Consider the following 13,343-nt stretch of genomic DNA (forward strand, 5'->3'; position numbering starts at 1 on the left):
AAAACTTATTCATCACTCCGACAGAGGTTTTCAATACTATAATTCTAAATACATTGAATTTGTTGAAAAAAACAAAAATGAGTATAATATAACAATATGCTTATTGTAAAATACTTTTTTTAAATGTATTAATATAACTCTGAGATACGAATATGGTTTTAAAAAAATCATTAAAAACATTAATATAGCTCAAAAAATGACTGATGAAGCTGTAGATATTTATAACAACTTAAGAATACATTTTAGTCAGAACTAGAGAAAACCTGCCAATCTGTATTTAAATTCAAATATAAAATACAAATCATATCGAAAAAAAATGTAAAATTATCTGAACTAACAATTTAAAAACATACATAGTACAAATTATTTTCTGCCTTTAAATAGTTAAAAAAAATATTTTGAACGATATAAATAATTAAAAAAAGGCCAACATATTTCAGTATAATGTAATATTTTTTCTTAAAAAAGAAAAAGCCTCTCATGTGTGTGAGAAGCTTTTGCGGTCTGGACGGGACTCGAACCCGCGACCCCCTGCGTGACAGGCAGGTATTCTAACCAGCTGAACTACCAGACCGTTGCTTGTAGCAATACTTTAATTTACTTAACTAATTGCGGTCTGGACGGGACTCGAACCCGCGACCCCCTGCGTGACAGGCAGGTATTCTAACCAGCTGAACTACCAGACCGTTGCTTGTAGCAATACTTTAATTTACTTAACTAATTGCGGTCTGGACGGGACTCGAACCCGCGACCCCCTGCGTGACAGGCAGGTATTCTAACCAGCTGAACTACCAGACCGTTGCTAATTACTCTAAGCGAGTGCAAAAATAGATACTTTTTTTAGATTAAAAAAATTTTAACGAACTTTTTTTTGTCTACTTACAAGGTAAGTTGTTAGTATTTTATCAAAACCTTCATTTATATTTATAGGAATATAATCTATCTTATATTGTAAGCACTTGTTTCTTAAATTGTTGAAAAATTCAGTACTCATTTTTAGGTAGTTCTCTTGAATATTATCAGCATGTAAATTTATTTCTTCACCAGTTTCAATATCTATAAATTTTTTGGGAGTATTATCAAAATCAAATAGTAATTCCGTTTTTTTATCAAAAGTATGAAATAGTACTACTTCGTGTTTATTAAATTTTAAATGTTTTAATGCGTCAAAAAGAGCTTCTTGGTTAATTGTAGTTTGAAACATATCTGTAAATAAGAAAATTAACGATCTGCGACGAATTTTTTCAGCTATTTCATGTAAATATTGATATGTTTCAGTGTTAGCTGTTGACTTAGTGGTTAGTAGGCTTGCTAATTGGTTTAATAGCATTTTTCGATGACGCTCACTTCCTTTTTCAGGGGCATAGTATTCATATGTGTCAGCATAAATACTTAAACCTACTGCATCTCGTTGTTTTTTTAAAATTTCCATTAAACAAGCGGCTGAAATAGCCGAAAATCCAACTTTATTTAAATTATCTATTGATTGGTTTTTTATAATGGGGTAATGCATTGAGGCAGAGTTGTCAATGATTATATGGCATCTTAAATTTGTTTCTTCTTCATACTTTTTTATATATAGTTTTTCGGTTTTAGCAAAAAGTTTCCAGTCTATATGACGTGTGCTTTCTCCTTTATTATATAACTTGTGTTCCGCAAATTCTACAGAAAAACCATGAAAAGGACTTTTATGTATGCCTGTAATAAATCCTTCTACTACTTGTTTTGCAAGTAATTCAAGGTTTTTAACACTAGAAGATGTTGTGTTTATATCAATCATATATTGCTCTAAAATATAAAAAGGTTTGGCGATAGCCAAACCTTTTTATATTATATTAAAATTCTACTGTTTATATAACAGCATCAATTTTATCTGTATATGCTTTTTTAGGAGCAGCTCCTACTTGTTTATCTACAACTTCTCCATTTTTGAATATTAGTACCGTAGGTATGTTTCTTACACCGTATTTAGCTGCAAATTCTTGATTGTTATCAACGTCAACCTTACCAACAACAGCTTTACCATCGTATTCAGAGCTAATTTCATCAACAATAGGACCTACCATTCTACAAGGGCCACACCATGCTGCCCAAAAATCAACTAACACTGGTTTGTCTGATTTTAATACTACTTCATCAAAGTTTGCATCTGTAATTTCTAACGCCATTTTTTATGTTTTTTAAGTTAAAAGTCTAATTTATCTACATACAAAAGTAATCAAAAAAATAATCAATACTATTTTACTAAAATTACTTTTTACTATCATAGTATCAATACTTTCTATTTCCTTGCAACTTTGTTTTTATGTGTGTAAAATAATCAATAACTTTGCAGTATAATTTTTGAGGAAAAATTTGACTGATTGCAACCTCGTTGAGCATATATTGTTCATAAATAAAATGCTAAAGCAGTAATAATCTACTCCTTTACACGACTAAGCAATTCAAGTTTTTCTTTTATCTAATTTTAAAAACTAAGTTTTATGTCATATTTATTTACTTCAGAAAGTGTTTCTGAAGGACATCCAGATAAAATAGCAGATCAGATTTCTGATGCTTTAATAGATAATTTTTTAGCTTTTGATCCTGAATCTAAAGTAGCCTGTGAAACTTTAGTTACTACAGGGCAAGTAGTATTAGCAGGAGAGGTTAAGTCTAAAACATATTTAGATGTTCAAAAAATTGCAAGAGATGTAATTAACAAAATAGGATATACTAAGAGCGAATATATGTTTGACGGTAGTTCTTGTGGTGTTTTTTCGGCTATTCATGAGCAATCTCCAGATATTAATCAAGGTGTTGTAAGGGCAAGCCCTGAAGATCAGGGTGCAGGAGATCAAGGAATGATGTTTGGTTACGCAACGGATGAAACAGATAATTATATGCCTTTAGCATTAGAGTTATCACACCGTTTATTAATTGAATTAGCGGAGTTACGTAGAGAGAATAAAGATATTACTTATTTACGTCCAGATGCTAAATCGCAAGTAACTATTGAATATTCTGATGATAATGTACCTCAAAGAATTGATGCAATTGTTATTTCTACACAGCATGATGATTTTGATACAAGTGATGAAGTTATGTTAGCTAAAATTAAAGCTGACATTGTTTCAATTTTAATACCTAGAGTAGTTGCAAAATTACCTACTAACTTACAAGCCTTATTTACTGATAGTATAACGTATCATATTAATCCAACAGGTGTTTTTGTAATTGGAGGGCCTCATGGAGATACTGGCTTAACAGGTCGTAAAATTATTGTTGATACTTACGGAGGTAAAGGAGCACATGGTGGAGGAGCATTTTCAGGAAAAGATCCTTCTAAAGTAGATCGTTCTGGAGCTTATGCAACACGTCATATTGCTAAAAATTTAGTAGCTTCAGGATTATGTAAAGAAGTTTTAGTACAAGTTTCATATGCTATTGGTGTTGCAAAACCTACTAGTATTAATGTTGAAACTTACGGAACTTCAACTATTGATAAAACTGATGGAGAAATTAGTAAAATAGTAGAAACTATTTTTGATATGCGTCCTTACTTTATTGAGAAACGTTTAAAATTAAGAGCTCCTATTTATTCTGAAACTGCTGCTTACGGGCATATGGGTAGAAAATCAGAAGTTAAAACAGTTACTTTTACAAATCCAATGGGTGAAACTGTATCTGAAGAAGTAGAAACATTTACTTGGGAAAAATTAGATTACGTAGACAAAATAAAAGAAAGTTTCGGTTTATAGTTTGATTATGAGTTTTATATAAAAAAATATCTGTGATTTTTATTGCAGGTATTTTTTTTATGTCTTAATTTTCGTGCAAAATAAATTGAAAAATTATGAAAAATTTAAAAGAAGTATTAGTAATCGGTTTAATAGTCGGATTAATGAGTTCTTGTACCAGTTCTGCTACAGAAGATTTTGATGACATCAATGGAAATGTAAAGAAAAAAACATTAAAATCAATTACAGCTACAAACCCAGTAGAAATTCAAGAGTCAATATCTTCAAACTTTATCTATGATTCAGATAATAAATTGATGAGGATGTCAGGAACAGAAGGAAATGAATCTGTTTCAATGGATTATAAAAATGATGGAACTTCTATTAAAGCAGGAATTGATAACGAAGATTTAGAAAGTTTTTCTATAGAAGAATTATATAAAGCTCCTTATAATGTATATGAAACAGGAGAAGTTTTAGCATACGATGCTAATAAAAACCCTAGTAAAATTGCATTTCGTGATACAGTTTATGATTATGAAACAAATACTTATAGTGTGGAAACTCAAACGGCAGAAATGACTTATGATGATAAGCCAAATTTATATTTTGCTACGTTAGAAGCTGCAGGTCTTGTTGAAATTTTAGATGGTGTTTCATTAGATTTTGGAATAAATACACAAGCATCAGAAGTTATAAAAGCAAGACAATTATTAGCTACTAATAATTTAATAAAAATAGTATATAAAAATGCTGATAGTGAGGTTTTAGCAACTTTAAGTATTGATTATATTTATGATGTTGACGGATATCCTATAAAAGGAACTGGTACGCTAACAAGTAATAATAAATATGAAGATAATGAACCTATTAGTATTGATGTTGTTTATAGTTATAACTAATTTTTATTTTAAATGATAAAAAAACCTTGACATTTTAAAATGTCAAGGTTTTTTTATGAAGTTAACTGAAACTTATTTTATCTGAAGAATATAAGGCATTCTAGCTTGAATTCCTTTTAAGTTTTTCATTTGATTGATATTGTTATATAATTCATAATTTTCATCGCCTAAAGCTTCTTTTAAAATATCAGCTTTAGATACTTTTGCGAAAATAGAAAAGTTTAAAGCATTTTTAAAATCTATTTTATAATCAGGGTAATTACGTACTTTATAAGTATTAATATTAGCAAGTTCTGCTGCAACTGTAATTGCATCACTTAAATTACCAAGTTTATCAACTAAACCATTTTCAATAGCTTGTTTACCTGTCCAAACTCTACCTTGTGCAACTTCATTTACTTGATCAAAAGTCATATTACGACCTTTTGCAACTCTATTTATAAAAATAGTATAAATATGTTCAACACCTTGTTTAGTTACGTTATAGAATTTATCATTCATCGGCTCAAAAACACTATAATTAGGGTTGCTGTTTGTTGATACCTGCTCTGCATTAATGCCAATATTATTTACAAATTGATGAAAATTAGGTATTGCCCCAAAAACACCAATAGAACCTGTGATTGTTGTTGGTTCTGCTATAATTTTATCAGCATTACAAGCAATGTAATAACCACCAGAAGCAGCTAAATTACCCATAGAAACTACTAACGGTTTCTCTTTTTTAGCTAATTCTAATTCGCGCCAAATTAATTCTGAAGCTAAAGCACTTCCTCCTGGAGAGTTTACACGTAGTACAATGGCTTTAACATTCTTATCATCTCTAGCTTTTCGTATTGCTTCGTTGGTAATTTCTTGACCTATAATATTTTCATTTCCTTTAGCATACATTATTTGTCCTTGTGCATAAATAACCGCAATTTTATTTTTAGATGTTGAAGAAATGGTTCCTTTACCAGACTTTATATAATTTTCTAAAGAAATAGTATTTATTTTTTTATTAGAATTCAAGGTTAATTTTTCTTTATATTCATCTTCATAAATAATAGCATCAATTAAATTGTTTTCTTTGGCTATAGTAGCATTTCTACCATTAGCATTATCAGCAATTAGATTTAATTTTTCAACAGAAATTTTTCTGCTTTTAGAAACATCTTCTGTAATTTCAGACCAAATAGATTTTAAAAGCGATGTTGTTTGTTCACGATTAGCATCACTCATTTTATTTGATAAATAAGGTTCAACAGCACTTTTATATTTTCCATGACGAATTACTTCCATTTTAATGCCATATTTATCTTCAAAATCTTTATAATATAAAATTTCGGTAGATAGTCCTTTAAAATCAATAGCACCAACAGGGTTTAAAAATAAACTGTCGGCAACAGAACTTAAATAGTAGTTTTTTTGAGTGTATACATCATTATAAGCATACACAAATTTTCCGCTTTTTTTAAAGTCTTGTAGTTTATTTCTAATAGTTTGTGTTTGCGACATACCAGCATTTACAGCTGTTGTTTTAATACTAATACCTTTAATGTTAGTATCTGTTTTAGCATTTTCAATAGCATTAATTATTTTATTTAAAGCTAATTTTTCATCTGCTAATTCTAAAATTTCAGTTAATGGGTTTTTATTTGTAGGTGCATAATCTTTTACAGGAGTAGCTAAATCTAATTCTAAAATAGAGTTTGTTTTTACAGTAATTTTTTCTTCAGAGCTAATAACAGTTGCAATAGCTATAAAAAAGAAAAATAGTAAAAATATAGCTATAACAAAGCCAAGAATTGATGCAAGTAAATTTCGTAGAAAATTCATAGTAAAATATTGTTTTTTTTACAAAGATACAGTTTTACAAGAGTCTTTTAATCTTACCTTAAAGTCATTCGGTATTTACGTTGTGCAAATTCAAAATAATTAAAAAGTTTGTAATTTACATCGTAGCCATAACTAATAAACGAGTTATAATCAATAATGTTTTCGTAAATATTTGAATTATATTTTAGGCTGTTATTTGCTCTAGAGTTCCAAATAGTAACATATATGTTGTTTTTGTTTTCTAGGTAATTTAGTGAATAAAAGCCTATAGGTTTTGCAATTGTATTTAAGTAGGTTGTAAAACCTGCATCAATGATTATAATTTTATAGGCTAGGCTATCATTTTTAATAATTACAGGTTCTTCTATAGTTGTATTGTTTTTTATAGGTATGGTACTGCAGGCATAAAATGTAATAATACCAATAACAAGTAAATAGCTGTATTTTAATATTTTCATAATTCTAAATTTTATCAATCATAAAGTTGCATAAATTATTTTGTTTTTTATTGATATTTAACTTCTTTAACAGTAGCTTTCAACTTTAAATAGTATGTAAGATGAAGAAAAGATGTTTTTGGGTAAATGATGATCCGTTGTATATTAAATATCATGATGTCGAATGGGGAGTGCCAATTTATGATGATACTATTTTGTTTGAGTTTTTAATTTTAGAAACCTTTCAGGCAGGTTTAAGTTGGATAACAATATTGAAAAAAAGAGAAAATTTTAGAGTTGCTTTTGATAATTTTGATTATCAGAAAATAGCCAATTATAATGATTATAAATATGAAGAATTACTTCACAATTCAGCTATTATAAGGCATAAAATAAAAATTAAGTCAGCAATTTCTAATGCAAAATTTTTTATAGATGTTCAAAACGAATTTGGTTCTTTTTCTAATTATATATGGAGTTTTGTAGAGGGAAAACCAATAAATAATATTTTTAATAAAAAACAAGACGTTCCTGCTACTACTAGTTTATCAGACTTTATATCTAAAGATTTAAAAAAACGAGGCTTTAAGTTTGTTGGTTCAACAATAGTATATGCATATATGCAGGCAATAGGTATGGTTAATGATCATACAACTGATTGTTTTAGATATGGCAACGTTTAAAAATCGTACATTTATCATCATAAAAAAGAACTTAAAATAATATAAATGAAATTAAAACAAATACTTTGTGCTGTGTCAGCAGTTAGTTTATTGATTTCTTGTGGTGTTGAAAAAAAAGAAACATCAATAGGAAGTATAGAAAAAGTAATAAATAATGAAGTGAAATTTAATTATGAGGTAGAGCAATTTGCTGATATTAAAGTATTACGCTATCAAATTCCTGGTTTTGATGTTTTAACATTGAAAGAGAAAAAGTTAGTTTATTATTTAACACAAGCAGGGTTGGCAGGCCGTGATATTATGTGGGATCAAAACTATCGTCATAATCTTGAAATTAGAAATGCTTTAGAAAATATACATAATAATTTTAAAGGAAACAGAAATAGTGAAGATTTTAAAAATTTTACAATTTATTTAAAACGTGTTTGGTTTTCAAACGGAATTCATCACCATTATTCTAATGATAAAATTAAACCAGCTTTTTCTAAAAACTATTTAGTAGGTTTATTAAAAGAAGTAAATTTCACTTTATCACCAGTTGCTTTAGATGTTATTTTTAATGATAAAGATGCTAAAAAAGTTAATAAAAAAGCAGGTGTTGACAATATATTAGCGTCTGCTATTAATTTTTATGGTGAAGATGTTACTAGCAACGAGGTTGAAAATTTTTACAAAAAAGCGTATAAAGGTTCTGAAAAACAACCTATAGAAGCGGGGTTAAACTCTAAGTTAGTACGCGAAAATGGAAAGTTAGTAGAAAAAGTTTGGAAATCATGTGGTATGTATGGTGCTGCTATTGATACTATTATTTTTTGGTTAGAAAAAGCACAAGAGGTTGCTGAAAATGAAAAACAAGGAGCTGCTTTAGGTTTGTTAATTGAATATTATAAAACAGGAAGTTTGGATATTTGGGATCAATATTGTATTGCTTGGGCAACTTCTACAGAAGGAAATATTGATTGGATAAATGGTTTTATTGAAGTTTATAATGATCCTAAAGGGTACAGAGGCTCTTATGAAACTATAGTGCAGGTTAAGGATTTTGAGATGTCTAAAAAAATGAAGGTTTTATCAGATAATGTACAATGGTTTGAAGATAATTCTCCATTGTCACCAGCGCATAAAAAACAAAATGTCGTAGGTGTTTCTTATAAAACTGTAAATGTTGCTGGTGAAGCAGGAGATGCATCACCAAGTACACCAATAGGTGTTAATTTACCAAACAATAATTGGATTCGTGAGCAACATGGCTCTAAATCGGTTTCGTTAGGTAATATTATTGAAGCTTACAATAGTGCTGGAGGTTCAGAAAGGTTAAAAGAATTTGCTTACAGTGAAAACGAAGTCGCGCTAGAGCTTGAATACGGTAAGCTAGCTGATAAGTTACACACTGCATTGCATGAGGTAATTGGACATGCATCAGGTCAAATAAATAAAGGAATTGGTCAGCCAAAAGAAACCCTAAAAAACTATGCATCTACTATGGAAGAAGGTAGGGCAGATTTAGTTGGTTTATATTTTTTAATGGATCCTAAGTTGCAAGAATTAGGATTGGTTGATGATTGGCAAAAAATAGGAAAGGCTGCTTATGATGGATACATAAGAAATGGTTTAATGGTACAATTAATACGTATTAAATTAGGTGATGATATTGAAGAAGATCATATGGTAAATCGTCAATGGGTTTCGGCTTGGGCCTACGAGCAAGGAAAAAAAGATAATGTTATTGAAAAAATAACTAAAGGGGCTAAAACATATTTTGTTGTAAATGATTATATGAAACTTCGTGAAATTTTTGGTAGATTATTAAAAGAGTCTCAACGAATTAAATCTGAAGGAGATTTTGATGCAGCAAAACTATTAGTTGAAAGTTATGGCGTAAAAGTAAATCAAACTATTCATAAAGAAGTTTTAGAGCGTAATGAGCAATTCACGTCAGCTCCTTATAGCGGATTTGTAAATCCAGTTTTAATAACCGTAACAGATACTAATGGAAACATTACAGATGTAAAAGTTACGCAACCTAAAACTTTTGAAGAGCAAATGAAATTTTATGCTAAGAATCATAGTTTTTTACCTATTAAAAACTAGATGTATAATTTTATAAAATATATAAAATATATAAAACCGATTCTTTAAAGAGTCGGTTTTTTTATATTTTAAATAGTAAGTTGTTATAACTAAATATTATCCCTTAATTAAAAACTTAGAAAGAAACAGCAGTGCTATAACACTAATAATACCTATTGCTACATATATAGCACCATTTTTATAATGCTTTTTATTGTTTTTTGCATCCTTTTTGTAGCTGTATATCATTAAAATGATAAAAGCGACAACAAATAAACTAGCAAAAACAATTCTGCCAGAAGTAAACATTTTTGCAGCAATAAGTGTAAACATAAAATTATATTTTCAGCAAAGTTAAAGAATGATTTTAGAATGAAGAAAACTAAAGTTATAATTGTTTTTTTGAAACGATATTTTATATTTGAAAAATACTCTTGTAAAACTAGATGAAAAAGAAAAATTTAATTGTTTTTGATATTGATGATACACTAACAAGTAGTGAAAATAAGCACCAAATAGCTCTAGTAAATACTATGGAGGCTTTTGGAATTACTAAAATTAACCAAAATTGGAAAAGTTATAAAAACGTAACAGATAGTTATATTTTAAAACATAATTTTGAAGCAAACTTTAGCCAAACTTTTGATAGTTTGTTAATATCAGCTTTTGAAGCTAAAATGGCTGAATTATTTTTAGAGCTTCCAAAAACGGTTGAAATTAGCGGTGCTAAAAATATTATTGACTTTTTTATGAAAGAAACTGATTATGCTATTTGTTTTGCTACAGGTTCTTTTTTACAGCCAGCCTTACTAAAATTAAAACAAGCAAGTATTAATTTTGTGCCAGCTTTAGTAGCTGCATCTAATACAGTGTATACCCGTGAAGCTATTGTAGAATTAGCAATAGCAAAGGCTAAAAAATATTTTCAAGTAAAAGCATTTGAAAATATTATTTCGGTAGGTGATGGTGTTTGGGATTTTAAAACAGCTAAAAATTTAAATCTTCATTTTTTAGGTATTAGAAATAACAATTTACAGTATTTTCAAGAAAATAAAATTAAAAGTCACATCGTTGATTGGGAAAGTTTTGATTTTAAAAAAATTAAAAAGGAGTTAGAAATTATATAAATATGGAAAATAAAATAAAAGCAGTACACAAATTTCATACGGCATTTAAATTAAATATTCAAAATAAGCCTACTGTAGCTATTTCTGAAGATAGAAAAACACTGCGTTATGAATTAATGAAAGAAGAGAATGAAGAGTATTTAGAGGCAGCAAAAAATAATGATGTAGTAGAAGTTGCTGATGCTTTGGGTGATATGTTATATATTTTATGTGGAACAATTATAGAGCATGGAATGCAGAATAAGATTGAAGAGGTTTTTAATGAAATTCAGCGAAGTAATATGAGTAAGTTAGGTAGAGATGGAAATCCTATTTACAGAGAAGATGGTAAGGTTTTAAAAGGACCGAATTATTTTAAACCAAATATTAAAGAAATTTTAGAGTAATATTTTATAGGTCGTGTAATTTTTAAAACCTCAGTATTCAATCCTGAGGTTTTTTATTTTTATATTTTTTTAATTATTTTCCTAAAATTCGTTCTAATTCTGTACTTAAGGTATTTGCGTTATTTACCATTTTTATAATAATACCATTAGAGTCAATAATAAGGTGAGTAGGGTATTGTTTTACCTTTAATTTTTTAGCCATATACTTTTTCTGATTAGGTATGGTAATATAATTAAATACTTTTGTTTTTAAAAACTCAATTAGTTTATCTTTCTCATCAAAAGCTAAGCTAATAAACTTAATATTATCATTTTTGTAACGTTCTACCAATTTATTTAGTTCAGGAAATTCTTCAACACATGATTTACATGTTATAAACCAGCATTTTAAAACAACTATTTTACCTTTAGTATCTTCTTTGTTGTATGAATCTCCTTTTAAATCAATAAAGTTATAGTTAGGTAGTTTTTTACCTTCCATTTTAAAATATTGGTAGGCAATAGTAGCTTTACTTGAAATTGTTTTTTTTATTTTCTGATCTGCATCATCATCAATACTTACTAATTTGTACTGAATAGTGTTTTTATACTCAGATTTTACAGCAATGTAAGCACCTGTTCGTAATAAGGTAAGAAACATTCCTTTGTCTATTACGGCTCCTTTGTTATCAAGAGAGGTATATGTTGACATTAAATCTATATTCTGTTTATTATAAATATTCCAACTTTCAAAGTTTTTTTGAATATTGTCGGCACCAATATTTTTTACTGTGTTAGCTGTTTTTAAGACTTTTATTTTTGTATTAGTTTCTTTTTTTGATTTTTTATCAAGTGCTTTATTTATATATGTTTTTAAGATAAATAGAGATAAAAAAAAGCCTAAAATTATAGATAATAAAGGGAGTAGAATGTTTCTCATTTTTGCAATTTTTAAAGGTGTACAGAAAGATAGTTAGTAATATACTATTATTTTTAAGTAATATATTCTATTTACTTGTCTTTCTTGAAAGTATACATTGCTAATTTTTAGTTTTATTAGCAAAAAAAAGCATCAAGTTTTACTTGATGCTTTTTTATAAAAAAATGAATAGGTTAAAAAATAACTCTCCAGCCATAAGGATCGTCACTTTTATTAGTTTGTATATCTGTGATGTATTTTTTTAAGTTAGTAGCATAGCCATTAGTTATTTTAGGCAACTCATAATCTTTATTTTTATATCCAAAACCAGAAATAGGTGAAATAACAGCAGCAGTTCCTGCTCCAAACATTTCTTTTAAAGAACCATCTTTGGCAGCTTCTACAACTTCATTTACTGTAATTTGACGAACTTCAACAGGTATGTTTTTATCTTCAGCTATTTGTAGAATACTTTTACGAGTAATACCATCTAAAATTCTATCACTAGTAGGACTTGTAATTAACGTATCATTAATTCTGATAAATATATTCATTGCCCCAGCTTCTTCAATATACTCATGCGTATTATCATCCGTCCAAATTACTTGCTGATATCCTTTGTCAGTAGCTAATTTTGTAGGGTAAAACTGAGCAGCATAATTACCTCCAGCTTTTGCAAAACCAACACCTCCATTAGCAGCACGAGCATATTTTTCTTCAATTAAAACTTTTACATCTCCAGAAAAGTAAGCGCCAGAAGGAGCGGTACATATAATTAATTTATAACTATCTGCAGGTGAGGCATGAAAGCCTTCTCCTGAAGCAAATATAAAAGGGCGAATATATAATGAACTTCCCTCATTACTAGGAATCCATTTGTTATCTATTTCTAATAATTTTTTTAAACCATTCATAAATAAATCTTCAGGAATTTGAGGTATTACTAAACGCTCAGCAGATTTATTTAAACGCTTACAATTATCTAAAGGTCTAAATAACATAGTGTTTTCTTTAGCATCTTTATAAGCTTTCATCCCTTCAAAAATAGATTGCCCATAATGGAATATTTTTGCTGCAGGATTTAATGAAATTGGAGCATAAGGTTCAATAGAAGCATTCTTCCATTCACCATCAATATAATCACAAACAAACATGTGGTCTGAAAATACACTACCAAAGGTTAAGTTGTTAAAGTCTACTGTATCAATCTTTGATTTTTCTACAAGTTCAACGCGAATATTAGATTTCATAAAAAAAGGAGTATGTTTTATAGCTACAAAAATACAAAAAATACTATGTCTTT

At 28.5% G+C, this 13,343-nt stretch carries 13 protein-coding genes and 3 tRNA genes; 6 read left to right on the top strand and 10 right to left on the bottom strand.

From position 1 onward, the window contains the following. Window positions 1-500 precede the first annotated feature (500 nt). The 5 genes from ACN5J4_RS09210 to trxA form a co-directional block, all read right to left on the bottom strand. Window positions 501-574: transfer RNA gene (locus ACN5J4_RS09210), tRNA-Asp, on the bottom strand. A gap of 38 nt (window positions 575-612) precedes the next feature. Beyond that, a tRNA-Asp gene (locus ACN5J4_RS09215) sits at window positions 613-686 on the bottom strand. A gap of 38 nt (window positions 687-724) precedes the next feature. Further along, a tRNA-Asp gene (locus ACN5J4_RS09220) sits at window positions 725-798 on the bottom strand. 58 nt (window positions 799-856) lie between these two features. Then, window positions 857-1,780 (bottom strand): DUF58 domain-containing protein, encoded by a 924-nt coding sequence (locus ACN5J4_RS09225; RefSeq protein ID WP_418651160.1) that lies wholly within the window; start codon window positions 1,778-1,780, stop codon window positions 857-859. 70 nt (window positions 1,781-1,850) lie between these two features. Then, window positions 1,851-2,168, bottom strand: coding sequence for a thioredoxin (trxA, locus tag ACN5J4_RS09230; RefSeq protein WP_418649712.1), 318 nt, complete (start codon window positions 2,166-2,168; stop codon window positions 1,851-1,853). Between the two features lie 315 nt (window positions 2,169-2,483). On the opposite strand from trxA, the gene metK reads away from it, so the two are divergent. Together metK and ACN5J4_RS09240 are read left to right on the top strand one after the other, a co-directional pair. Further along, a complete protein-coding gene (metK, locus tag ACN5J4_RS09235; RefSeq protein WP_418649713.1) occupies window positions 2,484-3,740 on the top strand; it encodes a methionine adenosyltransferase in 1,257 nt (418 codons plus the stop codon). Window positions 3,741-3,835: 95 nt separating this feature from the next. Further along, window positions 3,836-4,621 (top strand): hypothetical protein, encoded by a 786-nt coding sequence (locus tag ACN5J4_RS09240; protein ID WP_418649714.1) that lies wholly within the window; start codon window positions 3,836-3,838, stop codon window positions 4,619-4,621. 72 nt (window positions 4,622-4,693) lie between these two features. Here the strand turns inward: ACN5J4_RS09240 and sppA are convergent, their stop codons facing one another. Both sppA and ACN5J4_RS09250 read right to left on the bottom strand, forming a co-directional pair. Continuing rightward, window positions 4,694-6,439 carry a signal peptide peptidase SppA gene (sppA, locus tag ACN5J4_RS09245; RefSeq protein ID WP_418649715.1) on the bottom strand — a complete coding sequence of 582 codons (1,746 nt, stop codon included), beginning with the start codon at window positions 6,437-6,439 and terminating at the stop codon, window positions 4,694-4,696. Between the two features lie 53 nt (window positions 6,440-6,492). Then, window positions 6,493-6,897 carry a DUF6146 family protein gene (locus ACN5J4_RS09250; RefSeq protein ID WP_418649716.1) on the bottom strand — a complete coding sequence of 135 codons (405 nt, stop codon included), beginning with the start codon at window positions 6,895-6,897 and terminating at the stop codon, window positions 6,493-6,495. Window positions 6,898-6,998: 101 nt separating this feature from the next. Here ACN5J4_RS09250 and ACN5J4_RS09255 point away from each other — a divergent pair, with 101 nt between their 5' ends. Then, on the top strand, window positions 6,999-7,559 hold the full coding sequence (locus ACN5J4_RS09255) for a DNA-3-methyladenine glycosylase I (RefSeq protein WP_418649717.1): 561 nt from the start codon (window positions 6,999-7,001) through the stop codon (window positions 7,557-7,559). Window positions 7,560-7,604: 45 nt separating this feature from the next. After that, window positions 7,605-9,650, top strand: a complete 2,046-nt coding sequence (locus ACN5J4_RS09260; RefSeq protein WP_418649718.1) for a dipeptidyl-peptidase 3 family protein — start codon at window positions 7,605-7,607, stop codon at window positions 9,648-9,650. 96 nt (window positions 9,651-9,746) lie between these two features. Here the strand turns inward: ACN5J4_RS09260 and ACN5J4_RS09265 are convergent, their stop codons facing one another. Next, on the bottom strand, window positions 9,747-9,962 hold the full coding sequence (locus ACN5J4_RS09265; protein WP_418649719.1) for a hypothetical protein: 216 nt from the start codon (window positions 9,960-9,962) through the stop codon (window positions 9,747-9,749). A gap of 113 nt (window positions 9,963-10,075) precedes the next feature. Here ACN5J4_RS09265 and ACN5J4_RS09270 point away from each other — a divergent pair, with 113 nt between their 5' ends. Both ACN5J4_RS09270 and ACN5J4_RS09275 read left to right on the top strand, forming a co-directional pair. Then, a complete protein-coding gene (locus ACN5J4_RS09270) occupies window positions 10,076-10,756 on the top strand; it encodes an HAD family hydrolase (RefSeq protein ID WP_418649720.1) in 681 nt (226 codons plus the stop codon). A 2-nt stretch (window positions 10,757-10,758) separates the two neighbouring features. Then, window positions 10,759-11,142 (top strand): hypothetical protein, encoded by a 384-nt coding sequence (locus ACN5J4_RS09275; RefSeq protein WP_418649721.1) that lies wholly within the window; start codon window positions 10,759-10,761, stop codon window positions 11,140-11,142. Window positions 11,143-11,215: 73 nt separating this feature from the next. Here the strand turns inward: ACN5J4_RS09275 and ACN5J4_RS09280 are convergent, their stop codons facing one another. Then, the gene (locus ACN5J4_RS09280; protein ID WP_418649722.1) at window positions 11,216-12,061 is read right to left on the bottom strand and encodes a TlpA family protein disulfide reductase; all 846 of its coding nucleotides are present in this window, start codon (window positions 12,059-12,061) and stop codon (window positions 11,216-11,218) included. A 173-nt stretch (window positions 12,062-12,234) separates the two neighbouring features. Next, window positions 12,235-13,290, bottom strand: coding sequence for a branched-chain amino acid aminotransferase (locus ACN5J4_RS09285; RefSeq protein WP_418649723.1), 1,056 nt, complete (start codon window positions 13,288-13,290; stop codon window positions 12,235-12,237). Window positions 13,291-13,343: the final 53 nt, after the last annotated feature.

It is taken from the genome of Tenacibaculum aestuariivivum (assembly GCF_964507685.1).
Classification (GTDB): Bacteria; Bacteroidota; Bacteroidia; order Flavobacteriales; family Flavobacteriaceae; genus Polaribacter; species Polaribacter aestuariivivum.